Origin of the sequence: Alcaligenes sp. (assembly GCF_050255915.1) — a bacterium.
GTDB lineage: Bacteria > Pseudomonadota > Gammaproteobacteria > Burkholderiales > Burkholderiaceae_B > Alcaligenes > Alcaligenes aquatilis.
In genome coordinates, this window is record NZ_JBFWIQ010000008.1 from 26500 (window position 1) to 42488 (window position 15989).

Here is a 15989-nt window from a genome sequence, read left to right on the forward strand (position 1 = left end):
TCTTGGGCTGGGTGCTTGGGGCTTAGTTACTGTGATTTTCCTGTTCTTCAGCTTCAACGCGGGCGCTGACCGCCGAGGGGAACAGATCCCAGCAGGCAATGAACATGGCGGCGATCAGCGGGCCGATCACAAAGCCGTTCAGGCCGAAAATCGACAAACCGCCCAGGGTGGAGATCAGAATCACGTAGTCCGGGATTTTGGTGTCTTTACCCACCAACAAGGGGCGCAGCAGGTTATCGACCAGGCCAATGACCAAAATACCGAAGGCCGTCAGGATAATGCCGGGGACGTAGTGACCCGCGACAAAGAAATAGATGGCGACGGGAGCCCAGATCAGCGAGGCACCTACAGCGGGCAACAAGGACAGGACGGCCATCAGAACACCCCAGAACAAGGCGCCCTGAATGTCCAGGAACCAGAACATGATCCCGCCCAGCGCCCCTTGAGTGGCAGCCACAGCAATATTGCCTTTGACGGTGGCACGCACCACGGTGGTGAATTTGCGAAACAGATGGGTTTTCTGGTTCTCGCTCAAGGGAATCAGTTGGCGGTAGTGACGACCCAGCTCCACGCCATCGCGCAGCAGGAAAAACAGCATGTACAGCATGATGCCCAGGCTGACCAGGAACTGGAAGGTGTTCTGGCCTACGTTCAGGGCTTGTTTGGTCAGGAACTGGCCACCTTGTACGGCAAACTGGGAAAACTTCTCTTGCAGGGATGCGGTGTCATGTAGGCCGAAACGGGCGGCAAAGTCATGCACACTTGGAGGCAGGGCATTGAGGATCTTTTGCAAATAGGCACCAGGGTTCAATTGGCCGCTATTCATCAACTCGTACAGAGAGGCGATTTGTTGAACCAATGACATGGAGATCAGGATGACCGGAATAATGACGATCAACACAATAACCAGCAAACTGATCAGGGCAGACAGCGAACGCCGGCCTTTGGTTTTAGCCAGCAGCTTGCGTTGCAAAGGGATAAATAAAATAGCCAGAACGGCACCCCAGAATATGGCGCCGTAAAAGGGAAGAAGTATCCATACAAAGGCAGCGGAGACCGCGGCCAGTAAAAGCAAAAAAGTACGGAATTGTAAATTTGGCCGGGTGGACATGGAGTTTTTCCATTAGCGTGAATTTGAGCCGATTGTAAGGGGAATCCTGACGACGGGAGTGAATCTTGGTATCTGTTTGCAGGGTTCTGGTCAGTCTTGGAACAAAGGCTCTTTCATATTCTTGTTATATGAGTCTTGCCAAGCAGGAGGGCTGCAATAGCTGCTTTAGGTATGAATCGTCAGGTGGGAGCATGTCTGCCTGCGGGTAGCGGCGTCACCTTGGTGGAACCGGAGCTGTCTGGCTCACAGTTCCGTTTGGCGGGCCAGATTCAAGTAATAGCTGCTGCGCCAGACATGCTGGCTGCTGCGTTCGAACCAGCGGTGGGTATCGGTGATACGCAGGGTACGGGAGGCGTCGTCATGGCCTTGCGGAGCGGCCAGAAGCTGGCCGCGAATGGTGCTCAAGCGTTCAGTCAGGGCATGGGCCTTGACTTGTATCTGCTCGAGCCAATCGGCAGGGGCTTGCCCGTGCAGGCTTGCCTGGGCCAGGGTATTGAGTTCGGTGGCCAGGGTTTGGGCTTGCTGATAGCGACTATCGTGCAGATCGCCGTTGGGAGGGTTTTGCAAGCGGCTGCGCAGGCGATGCATGTGGTCAATGGTGTGCAAGAGGGCACTGATGCGGGTGGCCACGGCAGGATCATCCGCTGCGCTGGGGATACGCAGTACAAATTCGTAGGCTTGATCCAGCACGGTTTCGATTTGTTGTAAGTCGGCGGTAGCGGTGTTGGGGCGGCTCATGTTCAGGGTGTGTTGATACAGGTTCAGTAGACGCTGCGCCAGCTCCTCCAAAGTGCGCTGGGTGGTTTCCAGGGCAAGAGCTGGTACTTGTAGCAAGCTGTCGTCCAGGTGGTGCTGGGGACGGGCCGAGCGATCTGGCACCAGTCTTTGCACCCAACGGGCAAATTGTTGCGTAAAGGGCAGGCACAAGGCGGCGCCGATGCTGATGAACAAGCTGTGAAATGCGGCCAATCCGACTGCGCCGGGCGGGATGTTGATATAGGAACCGGTGGCGTGCATGGCCTTGAGAAACACAGGAAGGATCAGCAGCCCCAATAGACCGGCAATGACGTTGAACAGGATGTAGGCGATGGCCGTGCGCTTGGCGTAGATAGTGCCACCGATGGCGACCAATATTCCGGTCAGGGTGGTGCCGATGGAGGCGCCTACGACAACGGCGGCGGCCTGGTCAAAGCTGACGGCCCCGGCATCCAGAGCGGTCAAGGTCATGGCAATAGCGGCTGTCGACGATTGCAGTACGGCAGTCAGGGCCAGGCCGGTCAACATGATCAGAAAATGAGCACCATAGCCCTGCGTAGGCAGATGAGCCAGGCTGAAACTGGCGGCCAGCCCTTGCATGCCGTCTTGCAACATGCTCAGCCCCAGAAACAGGATGCCAAAACCCGCCAGCGCACGGCCAAGTTCTTTGTAGCGACCGGGGGCCAGCAGTTTGAGCAGGGCACCCAAACCAAGGAGTGGCAGGGTGTAAAAGCCCAGATCCACTTTTAGTCCCAGGCCGGAGACGATCCAGCCGGTCGCGGTATTACCCAGACTGGCACCGATGACCACGCCAATGGCTTGTGTAAACGAGATCAGTCCTGCACTAACAAAGCCGATCAGGGTGACAGTGGTGGCGGTAGAGGATTGTGCCAGGGCGGTAATCAGCGCGCCTGAGGCAAAGGCCTTGATAGGTCTGCCGGTAAACGCCAGCAGAATCTGCTTGAGAGAGCCGCCTGCAAAAGCCACCAGCCCTTCGGACAGCAGCATCATGCCAATCAGGAACAGACCAAGCCCCCCTAAAAAGGGGAAAAGAGTATCAAGCATATAAAAGTGCGAACAGCGAAATAATCGGCAGGTTCTAGCGAGAAAAGCCGGAACAGAATGTTGGATGGTGCATTATCGCCAGTTACGCTGTCTGTGGAGTGAAATTCTTGAGTGTTGCACACAGGATGTTGGTGCAAGCGTATGGTGCAAATGCAGCGATCATCCTCTTTTTGTGTAGAAAAGCGCTGGGATCCCTATTGTAAAAGAGAGGGCAATGTGGATTCTTGTAAAAGCGTGAAGCTGGCCGCAGGGGCCATGCTGCTGAGGGTTTGAAGGTTAGTCAGGCGCAGGCGGTTCAAATGTGGCATTCCGATACGGTATTTGCGAATCAGGGGATGGGCGCTGCGAACGCTATGTTTGATTCCCTAATGGAGCCTGTTCAGGCGCCGAGCAAGAAAAACAATAAGTTGGTGGCTGAAGATGTTGGCAGTTCCAGTGCCGATCGTTATGCCACTGCGTATTGGCATAACGAAATCGCTTGGGATCAGAATTTGCGAGTGGAGGTGACGGGGGCGACGGCGGTGATGAATGGCGAGCGTGTTGATTTGCTGGCCAAGGACCGGCTGGATGTGCAGAACTTTGTTCCATAGAGATCGGCATCACGCCCGCAGGAGCAACGTAGGCGATCCAGGATCGTGATCTGGCCGGAAAAGCCTCTTGCGTAATCAAGAGGCTTTTTCATGGCAGCAGACGTAGAAAAGCCCAGCGACTTGCGTCGCTGGGCTTTGGTATTTTTGGCTCCCCGACCAGGGCTCGAACCTGGGACCTGCGGATTAACAGTCCGTCGCTCTACCGACTGAGCTATCGGGGACCAGCAAAGAAAATAATTATAGGGTAAAGCTATCGAGCTTGTAAAGAGTTATTTTATAAGAAATGTATTTTCATATACGCAAAACTGGATGCAGATTTGGCAATAGGCGTAATTCCTGATTTTTCCCTTGAAAACATACCGTCTGGTCAATAAGGTCCATCGCTCTGTTTTGTAGCAAATGGTTGCAAGCCGGTTGTTTACTGGCTTTGCGCCTGCTTTGCCTGTTTTTTGCTGAATTCTCTGTAGGTGAAAAACTAGGGAAAATGCGTATGAAACCTAGAAAACACGCTGCATTCAATTTGTTGACATCAATATTGTTTATGTCTGAAATATAAATACTTGCAGTATATGTGCTTCAACTATCAAGCCCCTTTCGTTCCCGTTTCAGGGTTGATCTGTTGAGCCGTTTTGCTTCAAGAAACAGGAGGGGTGCGGGAATTTGACGCTGGTAAATCAGCGTTCAGGCGGTAGGTCTCAGCACTGGATCAAGAGTCGGACAAGACAAGAAATCCGGCATTCAGACGTTTACAGAGAACAGAGAACATGAAAAAAACTATCTTGGCAGCCTTGTTGATGCCCGTATTGGCGGCTCCCGCCTACGCAGCATCGAATGTGACCTTGTACGGCGTGGTGGACACCGGCCTGGGCTACGAGCAGTGGAAAGGAAGTGACTTGAACGGTGGCGCCGTCAAACAAAGCCGTTTTGGTCTGTATGACCAGGGTTGGATGGGTAATCGTTGGGGCCTGAAGGGCAGCGAAGATCTGGGCGGCGGTCTGAAAGCCAACTTTGTGCTGGAAAGCGGCTTTGATTTGAGCACTGGCAATATGCGCCAAGGCCGTTTGTTTGGCCGTCAAGCGACGATCGGTTTGAGTGGGGATTCCTGGGGGCGTGTGGACCTGGGCCGTCAAACCACGGTTACTTCCTTGTACGTTGCCGGTGTGGCCAGCCCCTTTGGTGGTAACGGCTACCAGTACGGTGTTGGCGCTGCATTCAACGCCGCCAATACGGTTCGTTATGACAATATGGTCGCCTACCAAAGCCCCGAATTTTCCGGCTTTCAGTTTGGTGCGGGCTACTCCTTCAACACCAATGGCACCCAAAAGTGGGATCGCAGCGGTTTGACGGGCAATGCCATCAACAGCGATGACGCGAATGTCAAAGCCTTTAGCGTCGCCATGCGCTATAGCGATGGTCCGTTGAAAGCCGCCTTGAGTTTCGACCAGGCCCGTTATGGTTCGGCGCGTGAGCAAGGTGGCAACCTGGTTGCGGCTGAAAGCGGCAATGTCAGCGCCTGGAGTCTGGCCGCCAGCTACCAATTCAGTTTTGCTACGGTGCATGCTGCCTTTGGTCAAAGCCGCAACGGCTACATCGGTGGCTCGCTACAAACAGAACAGTTTGGCCCTGGTCTGCGCAAAGACCTGAAGGTCAATTCCTATGCCTTGGGTGTGACCGTTCCTACTGGGAAGGCCGGTTCGGTTCTGGCTTCCTGGACCATGGCTGACCCTCGTTCGACGCCACGCAGCACGGATGATGCCAAGACTCAACACGTGTTCAGTGCTGGCTACCTGCACAATCTGTCCAAGCGCACCAATCTGTACGCCATTGGTTCCTATGCTCGCAATATCGGTTACTACAACGATCTGAAGAGCACGGTTGCTACGGTCGGTATTACGCACCGTTTCTGATCTTTCTGACTGATTCTGCCAGTCCCGGGTCGACGTAGTGCGTTAGCAGCGGCGGCATCGTCCCGGGCAGGGGCTAGGTCAGGGGAAAAGAGCCACAGCGGGACTGCATCAACATGCAGTCCCGCTGTCCTTTATAAGTGGGTGGATTTTGTTTGTCCAAATGTTAATAACGCCGCTTCTTCGTGATGGGATGGACGCGTTTTTCAGGGACAAAAAAAATCAGCCCAAAGCAAATGCGATGGGCTGATTTCGATGGTTTTCTTGGCTCCCCGACCAGGGCTCGAACCTGGGACCTGCGGATTAACAGTCCGTCGCTCTACCGACTGAGCTATCGGGGACCAGAGAAAAAGAATATAGCATGTATTTTTAGAAATGTGCAAGCCTTTGTGGGCGGGAGCGATAAAATTGTTTGCACATTGATGCTGTTTTCAGGATGGCTAGGCGAGGTCTTGGCCTTGATTGAACCCCGTTGTTCGATATCGCTTCAGGCACACCCTTCTGTTTTTGGTGCGCTGTAGGGGCTGCTTCGTCATTGTGGAGAATGCGGGCAGGGACAACATGGCCGCAGTGCAAGGCAAAGGGTAGAATCGACATCTTATTGTCCTTACTGACTCTTTTTTCGCCGGGGCCAATAGCTCTTGCGCTAACCATGTCGCCCTGCAAAGTGATGAATCCCCATGCAAGTTAGTCAAAGCCCCAGTGCGCAACGCAGCTCCTTTTTAATTGGGCTGGCGCTGTCGGGGGGCGGTTCTATTCTTTTCTCCGCCAAGGCGGTGGTTGCCAAGCTGACCTACCAATACGATGTCAACGCCCTGACCGTGATTGGCTTTCGCATGTTGTTGTCCTTGCCTTTCTTTCTGGCTATCGCTCTATGGCAGGTAAAGAAGGTACGTCAGGGCAAGCTGGCCGCACTGACTGGCCGCCAGAAACTGGAGCTGGTGGTGCTGGGCTTTCTGGGTTATTACCTGGCCAGTTTGCTGGATTTCATTGGCCTTGAATATATTTCGGCAGGATTGGAGCGGCTGATTCTGTTTTTGTCGCCTACCTTTGTGCTGCTGTTCTCCGCCGTTTTTCTGAAACGACGGATTTTGCCTAAGCAGTGGCTGGCTCTGGCGCTGGCTTATCTGGGGGTAGGGCTGGTCTTTATACAGGATTTGAGCCTGACAGGCGATGATGTGTTGCTGGGCGCGCTCTGTGTACTGGGCTCGGCCATTTCCTATGCCATTTACTTGATTGGCTCAGGCGAATTGCTCAAAGCGATTGGCTCTACACGGCTGGTGGCTTATGCCATGTCTTTCTCGGCGGTCTATACCCTGATCCACTTTTTTGCCGTGCTTGGCTGGCAGGGTTTGGTGCAGCCCGCTCCCGTTTATGGTCTGTCCATGATCCACGCCGTCTTTAATACGGTCTTGCCAACTTTTATGACGATGTGGGCGGTGGAACGTATTGGCGCGCCCATGAGTGCTCAAATGGGTTTGATTGGCCCGGTCTCGGTCTTGTTTCTGGCGAACTGGTTCCTGAATGAGCCCATTACGCTCATGCAATTGCTGGGTACGGCCTTTGTGCTTAGCGGCGCGATGGTCTTGAGCCGCCGCTAAGTCCCTGCACAGGCTGGCTTACTTGCCGTTGTTTGCCAGCCGTTTTTCGATTTCGTCGCGATGTACGTCGTAGGTGGTAAAGCCGGCCAGATTTGCAGGCATATTCAGTTTGTCACGGTGGATCAGCGTCTGGCGAATATCATCCAGGCCACTGCGCCAGTGTTCGCGCATGGTCATGCGGCCAAACTGGTAGTCCTTGTAGTGCTGTTCGTAGGGCTGGTTGCGATAAATCAGGTGCACCACGTTGTAGCGTTTGTTGCTGGCCAGCTCTTCGGCCAGACGGCAAGGCAGCAGTTCTTTGCGTTGCTCTTCGGGGATCAACGGCAACAGCTCTGACAGGATATGACGCATGTACTGCGAATGACGCATGTCCTCGGTCACCATACGCGTACGGCTGGAGTAGCGGATTTCGTTCAGGCGGTCGCTGACTTCGCCCATATTATTGGGCACCGGGCCACGCGCACTCCACAAATCCACTTGAAAAACCAGGGTGTCGCGGCGGGGGGACTGATCCAGCACATAAGACAGTGGCGTATTGGAGACCAGGCCACCGTCCCAGTAATACTGCCCATCAATTTCCACAGGGGCGAAAGCTGGGGGCAGAGCGCCCGAGGCCATGAAGTGCTCGGCCCGCAGCGTGGTGCGATGGTTGTCAAAGTACACAAAGTTACCCGTGCCCACATTGACCGCGCCGACCGAAATGCGCTGACGTTTGTCGTTGATGCGATCAAAGTCACACAAGCGCTCCAGCGTGTCTTTCAGTGCGCTGGTGTCGTAATAGCTGGCTCCCTCGGGAACGCCTGGTGTGGCTTGCATGGGAGGGGGAAAGCGGGGGCGAAAAAAGCCGCGCTGTCCCAAGACCAGGGCATTGCTGGCATTGAAGGCGCTGATGGCCTCGCGCATCACATCGTTAATGCCAAACAGGGCGCGCTCCAGGCAGGCCGGGCTAGACCAGCCATAGTAGGGCTCACAAATGGTGTTCCAGAACTCTCGCAAGCGCTCTACCTGCCGCTCGGGGGGATTGCCCGCAATAATCGCGGTGTTCAGGGCCCCAATAGAGATGCCGGACAAACAGTCGGGCTCGATTCCTGCTTCCAGCAAACCTTCATACACACCGGCTTGGTAGGCCCCCAAGGCGCCACCGCCTTGCAACACCAGGGCGACGGTTTCGTAGGGTGGCAAATAAGAGGGACGGGCAAAAGCGGGGACGTCTTGCGCTTGTGGCGTAGGAACAGTATTCATGGCATCACTCGGTTCAAGAGGTGGGCAGGAGAGCGGGACTTATGATCCTTTCTGTTTATGCTGCACTGCAGCAAGGATACCATTGCCGCCGGTCTTCACCCTTTCAAGAATGCAAACTTGCGTCAATTTTCCGTGCCTGACGAGCCCGGTGCCGGGCTGTGCAGATGTTGCGCAAAGGCGCTTAAAACCTGGCTGCGGTAGCGTTCCTTGTGTAGCACCAGAGATAGACGACGCTTTAAGTCCAGAAAGGGCGTATCCAGAATACGTAGTCGCTGATTGGCAACAGCATCCTGGGTGGCCGCTTGTGGCAGGCAGGCCAGACCCAGCCCGGCGATGACGGCCTGTTTAATGGCTTCCACCTGGCCCAGCTCCATCAGCACATGCCCGCCAGGCAGCACATTCAGGGCTTGTTCGGTCAGCGCACGGGAGGCCGAGCCACGTTCGCGCATGATCCAGCTCATGCCCGCAAAGTCCTGTTTTTTCAAAGTGGTTTTGGTGGCCAGTGGGTGGTCGGGGGCGGCGCAGACCACCAGCGCATCGTCGCGCCAGATCCAGGCTTCCAATTGCGGATGGTTGACCGGACCCTCCACGCAAGCGATGTCGCAGCTGTGCTCGAGCAACTGGTTGATGATGTTGGCCGTGTTGTCTACCGACACATGCAGGGACACGCGCGGATGCTGGCGTACAAATGGCCCCACCAGATCCCCGATCAGGTAGTTACCGACCGTATTGCTGGCCCCGATGCGAATTTCGCCACGCAGCTCGCGCTCGTCCTGCTGGCTTTGCATCTCCCGCAGACGCTCCAGGATTTCGCGCGCGTGCGGCAGCAATTGCTTGCCACGACTGGTCAGCTGCATGCGCCCTGGTGTGCGTTCAAACAAGGGGCAATCCAGCTGCTTTTCCAGTTCGGCCAAGGCCATGCTGGCGGCGGGTTGGGACAAGTGAATGTTGGCCGCGCAAGCGCGCACCGTGCCCAAAGTGGCAATGCCGACAAACACTTCCAGTTGTCTGATGCTGATCGCATTCATGATAAATAAAATTGATACTTACGATAAGTAATAATGAATTTTTTAATACTCGGGGTCAACCTAAAATTACTTTTACTTATTACATACCTGGAATGACGAGATGAGCAGTGTGACCGATTTACCCGCAGGAAGCACAGCCCTGAAAGCGCAGGGCAAATCGGGTTTCTCTTTGAAGCCGTCGCGTTGGTGGGGTTTTTTACTGGCGGTGGCTGTGGGGGTTACCGCCATGGGCCTGGGAAAATTGTGGCCTTTGATTGGCGGTCCTGTCTTTGCCATTGTGCTGGGAATGGTAGTGCGTAACAGCATGGGCGTGGCTCCGGTGTTTCAACCTGGTTTGCGTTTTTCGTCCAAAGTGCTGTTGCAATGGTCGATTATTGGCCTGGGTTTTGGCCTGAGCCTGCCGCAAGTGATGCGTACCGGCATGGATTCACTGGCCGTCACCTTGGTGACGCTGACGGTGGCGTTTGTGACAGCATTGCTGCTGGGCCGTGCCTTGGGAATTCCGTCCAAGCTGCGTACCTTGATCGGGGTGGGGACGGCGATTTGTGGCGGTTCGGCGATTGCGGCGGTGACACCGATTCTTAAACCCGAAGAGCATGAAACGGCTCTGGCGATCTCGACCATTTTTATCTTCAATATTGTGGCGGTGCTGATTTTCCCCTTGGCCGGTCACATGATGAATATGTCCGACGCCGGTTTTGGGGTATGGGCGGGCACGGCCATCAACGATACGTCCTCGGTGGTGGCGGCAGGGTATAGCTACAGCCGTCAGGCTGGTGACCACGCCACGATCGTGAAATTGACGCGTGCCACCCTGATTATTCCTATCTGCCTGATTCTGGCTGGCCTGGAAATGTGGCGTTCGCGTCAGGCGGGTCGGGATTTTGACCTGATGCGGGTGTTTCCTTGGTTCATTGTCTGGTTCATGGTGGCCTCGGCAATGCGCTCGCTCGGGTGGGTGCCGGTGGAGTGGTTGGAACCGCTGCGTTTCCTGGCTGAATTCCTGATGGTGCTGGCCCTGGCTGCGATTGGCTTGTGCTCGGATTTAAAGGTGATGGCACGAGCCGGCGCGCGACCTGCCTTGCTGGGCCTGGGAGTCTGGATTGCAGTTGCCGTCAGCAGCTTGTTGGTTCAGCGCTGGATAGGTGTCTGGTAAGGCGGGGCAGTAAAAAGCCCCTGGCAGTGGGGATAATCCTCCACTGCCAGGGGTTTTTTTATGTGCTGCTTGTGTGCTTAAACGAACCAGGAAGCCGGGCTGCGGTTCAGCGCCACGCCCACGATATAGGCAAAGATGGCAATCGCGATCAGTGCGGCCACACCTCGGCTAAAGGGGGTTTTACCGCGTTTGATGGCATAGCTGCCTACCACGATATAAACCACCAACAGCACAATTTTGGTTATCAGCCAGGGTTGGTTGGCCGCGGCGCCCAACATGCCGGCCAGTGCTAGACCACAGACCAGCAAGACGGTATCGATCACATGTGGGGCAATGCGCACAAAGCGATTCTGCAAACAGGATGAGCCGGACACTGACCAGAAGGCCCGAATAATAAAAAACAAGATGCTCAGCCCGGCGGCTGTCATGTGCAAGTGTTTGAGGGCCATGTAAGTCATGCCTGGTATTTCCTTCTGAAGTTCAGGTTGCAGAAAAAGGCAGTATACGCAGGCTGGGACTTAAAAGTTTTTTTGCGCCCGGGCCTGTGTCTGCCTGGGCGCAAAGTACAGCCGTATTCAGAGTTGATTGACGGGCAGCTTCAGATAGACCTGGCCATTACTTTCTGGCTTGGGGAAGTGGCCTGCCCGGATATTGACTTGGATGGATGGCAGGATCAGGCGCGGCATGCCCAGGGTTTTATCGCGTGCTGTGCGGCGCTCGCAAAATTGCTCCACGCTGATGCCATCGTGTACATGGATGTTGCCCTCTTTTTGTTCTTGAACCGTGCATTGACATTGAGGTTCCCGCCCTTCAGGCGGATAGTCGTGACACATGAACAAGACCGTCTCTGCGGGCAAGGCCAGCAAGCGCTGGATGGATTCATACAGATGGCTGGCGCTGCCACCCGGAAAGTCGCAACGGGCGGTGCCGACATCGGGCAAAAACAAGGTGTCGCCTACAAAGACGCCCAGCCCCTGAACGTGATAGGCCATATCGGCTGGCGTGTGGCCGGGTACGTGCAGGGCTTGCACCTGAATCGCACCAATCTGGAACTGTTCCTGATCCTTGAACAGCGTATCAAAGGGCGTGCCATTGGCCTGAATTTCGGCCTCTATATTAAAGATGCGGCTGAACGTGGACTGCACTTGCTTGATGTGCTCACCAATGGCGATTTTGCCGCCCACTTGTTCTTGCAACCAGACTGCAGCAGACAGATGGTCGGCATGGGCGTGAGTTTCCAGGATCCATTGCACGTCCAGCTGCTGCTGGCGCACAAAATCCACGACCTTTTGAACCGAGACAGTGCTGCTGCGGCCAGAGGCGGCGTCATAGTCCAGCACCGAGTCGATGATGGCGCATTCGCGTTGGCCTGCGGCATAGACCACGTAGGTGAACGTGGAGGTGTCTGTGTGAAAGAAGCTGGCGACCTGGGCTTGTAGCATGTCAGACCTCTTGTTGCTTATAAAATATTAAAAGATATTATATAATAATATATATTGTGTTTTTGTAGAACGATATGGATCAAACAAAATTGGACGCCTTGCGGCAGGTAGCAGGCCAAGCCAGCAGCCTGCTGGCCAGCTTGGCCAATCCCGACCGCCTGATGATTCTTTGCACCTTGGTGCAGGGAGAATGCAATGTGGGAGAGTTGGCACAGCGCAGTGGCATTGCTCAGCCTACTTTATCGCAGCAATTAACAGTTTTGCGGCGCGAAGAGTTAATTGCCAGCCGCAAAGAGGGTAAATACGTTTATTACCGTTTGGAGAATCCAGCGGTGCTGGCGGTAATGCAGACTTTATATGGAATCTTTTGCGCCCCGGGAGGCACTGATGATCACAATTGATTGGGCTTCGTTTACACCATGGAGCGCCTTGTTTGGGGGCGCTTTGGTGGGTTTGGCAGCCTCTATTCTGGTGCTGTTCAATGGTCGGGTGTTTGGCATATCTGGCTTGTTGTCCGGCACCTGGAGCGGGGAGGCGGGGGACAAGGGCTGGCGTTGGATGGCTCTGTTAGGTTTGGCGGCGGCACCCTGGCTGTATCGCTTGCTCGGGGAAAGTGTGCCTGCCGTACAGCCGCAGCCCTGGATGTGGGTGGTCGTGGCCGGTTTGCTGGTGGGTTTTGGAACCCGTCTGGGGTCAGGTTGCACCAGCGGGCACGGTGTGTGCGGCCTGTCGCGCCTGTCGCCTCGCTCTTTGGTCGCAACGCTTGCTTTCATGGCCAGCGGTTTTTTGACTGTATTTGTGCTGCGTCATCTGGCGTAAGGAGCTTGCCATGCAATATTTCATCGCTTTAATTTCCGGCCTGATTTTTGGTTTGGGCTTATTGATTTCCGGCTTGGCCAATCCTGGCAAGGTGCTGGCGTTTCTGGATCTGGCCGGGGCCTGGGACCCGTCTTTGGCCTTGGTGATGGCTGCGGCGATTGCGGTGGCGATTGTGCCCTTCACTCTGGCGCGTCGTCGTCCTTGTGCGTTTGTGACGGGTCAGCCCATGAACCTGCCCAAGCAACGTCAAATAGACCGTCCTTTGGTATTGGGTTCCCTGATTTTTGGTGCTGGTTGGGGGATAGCGGGCTTTTGTCCGGGACCGGCCGTTGTGCTGGCGGCGTCGGGCGCGCCCTTGGCGGTGTTGTTTTTAGTCGCAATGTTGATCGGAATGTGGGTGGCAGGGCGGGTGCGTGGCTAAATGCCACGTCACACAGCCTTAACCCAAATGAGTGCTGGGGGCCGGAACCTGATCCGGCTCCATATTCACCAAACCCTGCAAAATGCCGCAATGCTCCAGGCCACCAGCTTGTCCGCAGCGGTGGCGAAGCTCAATCAATTGCTTTTGCAGGTGTTCCAGTTCCGCAATTCGTACGGCAACGTGCTCGATGTGCTCATCGAGCAATTCGTTTACCGGGGCGCAGTCTTGCGCCGGACCGTCCATGAACGCCAACAGACCGCGAATTTCTTCGTGCGTCATGTCTAGGCTGCGGCAGTTGCGGATAAAACGCAGCCGTTCCAGATGGATAGTGCGATATAGGCGGTAGTTGCCCTCGCTGCGCTCAGGTTCGGGCAGCAGCCCGACCTTCTCGTAATAGCGGATGGTTTCCGTGTTGCAGTGGCTTTTTTCAGCCAGCTCGCCAATTTTCATTGCTTTGCCTCCAATAGGCTTGACCTTGTAGTTACTTTAGGCTTTCTACTGGTCTCATGCAAGAAGCGAGGAACTGCTATGACATCAGCGAACAATACGTCCAAGCCCGAGGTGGGGCAGCGCACATCATCGGCCTGCCAGACCGGCCATGAGCATAGCCATGATCATGGCCATGCGATGAGCGATCACAACCATGAGCATGATCACCGTCACGACCATGCTGAACAGGCGCCACACGCTCACGAAGGGGCGTGCTGCTCGGCGCCTGTTTTGGGGCCATCGGTCGCGTTGGCGGCCAGTACTTCTACCCGTCTGGTGGTGCATATTGCCGACATGGACTGCCCGGCGGAAGAGAACATGATTCGCTCCGGCCTGAAAAAGCTGGATCAGGTCCAGAGTCTGGGTTTTGATTTGATGCAGCGGGTTTTGACCGTGGATCACGTGGAGGGCGCTCGCGACAAGGTGCTCAGTGCCCTGCGTGGCCTGGGTTTTGAGCCCCGCATGGCTGACGAGAAGCCTGTAAAGCAGGTCTCGCCTAAACAAGGTCTGATCCGCATTGCCGGGGCTGTGGTGCTGGCTTTGGCCGCCGAGATCAGTCATTGGCTGGCGGCACCCGAGTGGCTGGTCATTATTCTGGCCCTGGCGGCGATCTTGTCCGGCGGCGTTCAGGTCTACAAAAAAGGCTGGATTGCGCTGCGTAATGGTCAGCTCAATATCAATGCCTTGATGAGTATTGCCGTTACCGGCGCGGTGCTGTTGGCCCAATGGCCCGAAGCCGCCATGGTGATGTCCTTGTTCAGCCTGGCTGAATGGATTGAGGCCCGTTCCCTGGACCGCGCCCGTAACGCGGTGGACAGTCTGCTCAAGCTGGTGCCCGATGAGGTGCTTGTCAGTGCCGATGGCAAGGACTGGCAACGCGTACCGGCCAATCAGGTTCAGGCTGGCTGGCAGGTGCGTGTCGCCCCCGGCGAGCGTTTTGGCCTGGACGGTAAAGTCCTGCAAGGGCTAAGCACGGTTAATCAGGCCCCCATTACGGGTGAAAGCGCCCCCGTAGATAAAGCCCCTGGTGATGAAGTCTTTGCAGGCACCATCAATGGTATGGGCGAGCTGGTCTATCAAGTCCAGGCTGCGCATGATGACACCTTGCTGGCCCGCATTACGCGCTCGGTACAGGAAGCCCAAGCCAACAAGGCCCCGATTCAGCGTTTTGTCGACCAGTTCTCTCGCATCTACACCCCCTTGGTGGTGGTGGCGGCAGCCTTGATGGCCGTGGCCTTGCCCCTGATCTGGGACGTGAGCTGGTCTGAGTCCGTGTACCGTGCTCTGGTTCTGCTGGTGATTGCCTGCCCTTGCGCACTGGTGATTTCCACCCCGGTGGCGGTGGTCAGTGCTTTGGCCAGTGCCGCACGTGCCGGTATCTTGATTAAAGGCGGCGTGTATCTGGAACGGGCTCGTCAATTGCGCTACCTGGCGGTGGACAAGACTGGCACCCTGACTTTGGGCGAACCTTCCTTGAGCGAATACGGCAGTTTGCGTCCAAGCCTGTCGGATAGCGAAGTGCTGGATATGGCGCTTGCCTTGGCCGAGCGTTCGGATCACCCCGCTTCGCAAGCGATTGCACGTGGTCGCGTGGCATCGGGCCTGCTAAGCCTGGACCAGTTCGAGGCCTTGGCCGGCAATGGTGTGCAGGCACAAGGGGCGACAGGCCAATTGCGTCTGGGCAAGCGTAGCTGGGTGCTGGGCCAGAACCAGGCCCAGTCCAGTCAGGGCGAACAGCAAGCCGTAGAGAGCGGTGCCACCATGGTGTATCTGGGTGATGAGCAAGGGCTGCTGGCCTGGTTCGCCATGATGGATACCCTGCGTCCCACCACCACCCCAGCGATCCGTGATCTGCAGGCGCAGGGCGTGCAAGTGGAGGTGCTCTCGGGCGACCACGAACAAGCTGTGCGCCATGTAGCTCGGCAAGCCGGAATCAAGGATTTCCGAGGCGGGTTGCTGCCACAGGATAAGCTGGACCGTATCGAGGAAAAGCTGGGCAAGGGCCTGGTGGCGATGGTGGGCGATGGCATCAATGATGCGCCTGCCCTGGCCCGTGCGGATGTAGGTATCGCTATGGGGGCGCTGGGTTCAGACATTGCAATTGAAACTGCAGACGTGGCCTTGATGGACGATGATCTGGGCAAGATTGCCTTGCTGATGCGTCAGTCGCGCGCCTTGCATGCAGTGCTGTGGCAGAACATCAGCCTGGCCTTGGGCATCAAGGCGGTATTTTTGGTGATGGCCCTGACCGGACAGGCCACCATGTGGATGGCGGTGTTTGCCGACGTGGGTGCCAGCTTGCTGGTGGTGCTGAACAGCTTGCGTCTGCTTCGCGCCCGCCATCCTTGAGTTCCGTGTTTCGTGC

The 15989-nt window shown here is 55.9% G+C and carries 15 protein-coding genes and 2 tRNA genes; 8 read left to right on the forward strand and 9 right to left on the reverse strand.

Features of this window, described 5'->3' with window-relative positions; translation table 11 throughout:
* Positions 1-22 precede the first annotated feature (22 nt).
* Both AB7E06_RS11505 and AB7E06_RS11510 read right to left on the reverse strand, forming a co-directional pair.
* Entirely contained in the window at positions 23-1111 is a 1089-nt protein-coding gene (locus AB7E06_RS11505) for an AI-2E family transporter (protein WP_108727120.1), read from the reverse strand.
* Between the two features lie 243 nt (positions 1112-1354).
* Positions 1355-2932, reverse strand: coding sequence for a Na/Pi cotransporter family protein (locus AB7E06_RS11510; RefSeq protein WP_199827862.1), 1578 nt, complete (start codon positions 2930-2932; stop codon positions 1355-1357).
* Between the two features lie 299 nt (positions 2933-3231).
* Here AB7E06_RS11510 and AB7E06_RS11515 point away from each other — a divergent pair, with 299 nt between their 5' ends.
* Positions 3232-3522, forward strand: a complete 291-nt coding sequence (locus tag AB7E06_RS11515) for an IrmA family protein (protein ID WP_427957074.1) — start codon at positions 3232-3234, stop codon at positions 3520-3522.
* A gap of 145 nt (positions 3523-3667) precedes the next feature.
* Here AB7E06_RS11515 and AB7E06_RS11520 read toward each other — a convergent pair.
* Positions 3668-3743 (reverse strand) — tRNA-Asn (locus tag AB7E06_RS11520).
* 543 nt (positions 3744-4286) lie between these two features.
* Between AB7E06_RS11520 and AB7E06_RS11525 the strand changes: the two genes are divergently transcribed.
* Positions 4287-5429: a porin gene (locus tag AB7E06_RS11525; protein ID WP_094196073.1), complete on the forward strand. Its 1143-nt coding sequence runs from the start codon at positions 4287-4289 to the stop codon at positions 5427-5429.
* A gap of 262 nt (positions 5430-5691) precedes the next feature.
* Here AB7E06_RS11525 and AB7E06_RS11530 read toward each other — a convergent pair.
* A tRNA-Asn gene (locus tag AB7E06_RS11530) sits at positions 5692-5767 on the reverse strand.
* Positions 5768-6106: 339 nt separating this feature from the next.
* On the opposite strand from AB7E06_RS11530, the gene AB7E06_RS11535 reads away from it, so the two are divergent.
* A complete protein-coding gene (locus AB7E06_RS11535) occupies positions 6107-7027 on the forward strand; it encodes a DMT family transporter (RefSeq protein ID WP_094196074.1) in 921 nt (306 codons plus the stop codon).
* An 18-nt stretch (positions 7028-7045) separates the two neighbouring features.
* On the opposite strand, the gene AB7E06_RS11540 is transcribed toward AB7E06_RS11535, so the two are convergent.
* Positions 7046-8269 (reverse strand): patatin-like phospholipase family protein, encoded by a 1224-nt coding sequence (locus AB7E06_RS11540; protein WP_094196075.1) that lies wholly within the window; start codon positions 8267-8269, stop codon positions 7046-7048.
* Between the two features lie 122 nt (positions 8270-8391).
* On the reverse strand, positions 8392-9297 hold the full coding sequence (locus AB7E06_RS11545) for a LysR family transcriptional regulator (RefSeq protein ID WP_427957079.1): 906 nt from the start codon (positions 9295-9297) through the stop codon (positions 8392-8394).
* Between the two features lie 100 nt (positions 9298-9397).
* Between AB7E06_RS11545 and AB7E06_RS11550 the strand changes: the two genes are divergently transcribed.
* Positions 9398-10453, forward strand: a complete 1056-nt coding sequence (locus AB7E06_RS11550; RefSeq protein ID WP_094196077.1) for a YeiH family protein — start codon at positions 9398-9400, stop codon at positions 10451-10453.
* 77 nt (positions 10454-10530) lie between these two features.
* Here AB7E06_RS11550 and AB7E06_RS11555 read toward each other — a convergent pair whose 3' ends face one another.
* Both AB7E06_RS11555 and AB7E06_RS11560 read right to left on the reverse strand, forming a co-directional pair.
* Positions 10531-10911 (reverse strand): SirB2 family protein, encoded by a 381-nt coding sequence (locus tag AB7E06_RS11555; RefSeq protein WP_094196078.1) that lies wholly within the window; start codon positions 10909-10911, stop codon positions 10531-10533.
* A gap of 117 nt (positions 10912-11028) precedes the next feature.
* Positions 11029-11895 (reverse strand): MBL fold metallo-hydrolase, encoded by an 867-nt coding sequence (locus tag AB7E06_RS11560; RefSeq protein ID WP_395029952.1) that lies wholly within the window; start codon positions 11893-11895, stop codon positions 11029-11031.
* 74 nt (positions 11896-11969) lie between these two features.
* On the opposite strand from AB7E06_RS11560, the gene AB7E06_RS11565 reads away from it, so the two are divergent.
* The 3 genes from AB7E06_RS11565 to AB7E06_RS11575 are packed head-to-tail and all read left to right on the forward strand — an operon-like array spanning position 11970 to position 13135.
* Positions 11970-12296 (forward strand): ArsR/SmtB family transcription factor, encoded by a 327-nt coding sequence (locus AB7E06_RS11565; protein ID WP_094196080.1) that lies wholly within the window; start codon positions 11970-11972, stop codon positions 12294-12296.
* Positions 12283-12714: a YeeE/YedE family protein gene (locus AB7E06_RS11570; protein ID WP_395029951.1), complete on the forward strand. Its 432-nt coding sequence runs from the start codon at positions 12283-12285 to the stop codon at positions 12712-12714. The genes AB7E06_RS11565 and AB7E06_RS11570 overlap by 14 nt, the downstream gene beginning before the upstream one ends.
* 10 nt (positions 12715-12724) lie before the next feature.
* Entirely contained in the window at positions 12725-13135 is a 411-nt protein-coding gene (locus AB7E06_RS11575; RefSeq protein ID WP_094196081.1) for a DUF6691 family protein, read from the forward strand.
* Positions 13136-13153: 18 nt separating this feature from the next.
* Here the strand turns inward: AB7E06_RS11575 and cadR are convergent, their stop codons facing one another.
* A complete protein-coding gene (gene cadR / locus AB7E06_RS11580; RefSeq protein ID WP_094196082.1) occupies positions 13154-13585 on the reverse strand; it encodes a Cd(II)/Pb(II)-responsive transcriptional regulator in 432 nt (143 codons plus the stop codon).
* A gap of 78 nt (positions 13586-13663) precedes the next feature.
* Here cadR and AB7E06_RS11585 point away from each other — a divergent pair, with 78 nt between their 5' ends.
* On the forward strand, positions 13664-15973 hold the full coding sequence (locus AB7E06_RS11585; protein ID WP_230018725.1) for a heavy metal translocating P-type ATPase: 2310 nt from the start codon (positions 13664-13666) through the stop codon (positions 15971-15973).
* Positions 15974-15989: the final 16 nt, after the last annotated feature.

What these genes read in the sequence shown, in the direction of transcription:
- AB7E06_RS11535 (WP_094196074.1), top strand. Translation starts at nt 6,107, where the DNA reads ATGCAAGTTAGTCAAAGCCCCAGTGCGCAACGCAGCTCCTTTTTAATT.
- AB7E06_RS11585 (WP_230018725.1), top strand. Translation starts at nt 13,664, where the DNA reads ATGACATCAGCGAACAATACGTCCAAGCCCGAGGTGGGGCAGCGCACA.
- AB7E06_RS11550 (WP_094196077.1), top strand. Translation starts at nt 9,398, where the DNA reads ATGAGCAGTGTGACCGATTTACCCGCAGGAAGCACAGCCCTGAAAGCG.
- AB7E06_RS11555 (WP_094196078.1), bottom strand. Translation starts at nt 10,911, where the DNA reads ATGACTTACATGGCCCTCAAACACTTGCACATGACAGCCGCCGGGCTG.
- AB7E06_RS11565 (WP_094196080.1), top strand. Translation starts at nt 11,970, where the DNA reads ATGGATCAAACAAAATTGGACGCCTTGCGGCAGGTAGCAGGCCAAGCC.
- AB7E06_RS11510 (WP_199827862.1), bottom strand. Translation starts at nt 2,932, where the DNA reads ATGCTTGATACTCTTTTCCCCTTTTTAGGGGGGCTTGGTCTGTTCCTG.
- AB7E06_RS11575 (WP_094196081.1), top strand. Translation starts at nt 12,725, where the DNA reads ATGCAATATTTCATCGCTTTAATTTCCGGCCTGATTTTTGGTTTGGGC.
- AB7E06_RS11540 (WP_094196075.1), bottom strand. Translation starts at nt 8,269, where the DNA reads ATGAATACTGTTCCTACGCCACAAGCGCAAGACGTCCCCGCTTTTGCC.
- cadR (WP_094196082.1), bottom strand. Translation starts at nt 13,585, where the DNA reads ATGAAAATTGGCGAGCTGGCTGAAAAAAGCCACTGCAACACGGAAACC.
- AB7E06_RS11570 (WP_395029951.1), top strand. Translation starts at nt 12,283, where the DNA reads ATGATCACAATTGATTGGGCTTCGTTTACACCATGGAGCGCCTTGTTT.
- AB7E06_RS11515 (WP_427957074.1), top strand. Translation starts at nt 3,232, where the DNA reads ATGTGGCATTCCGATACGGTATTTGCGAATCAGGGGATGGGCGCTGCG.
- AB7E06_RS11525 (WP_094196073.1), top strand. Translation starts at nt 4,287, where the DNA reads ATGAAAAAAACTATCTTGGCAGCCTTGTTGATGCCCGTATTGGCGGCT.
- AB7E06_RS11545 (WP_427957079.1), bottom strand. Translation starts at nt 9,297, where the DNA reads ATGAATGCGATCAGCATCAGACAACTGGAAGTGTTTGTCGGCATTGCC.
- AB7E06_RS11560 (WP_395029952.1), bottom strand. Translation starts at nt 11,895, where the DNA reads ATGCTACAAGCCCAGGTCGCCAGCTTCTTTCACACAGACACCTCCACG.
- AB7E06_RS11505 (WP_108727120.1), bottom strand. Translation starts at nt 1,111, where the DNA reads ATGTCCACCCGGCCAAATTTACAATTCCGTACTTTTTTGCTTTTACTG.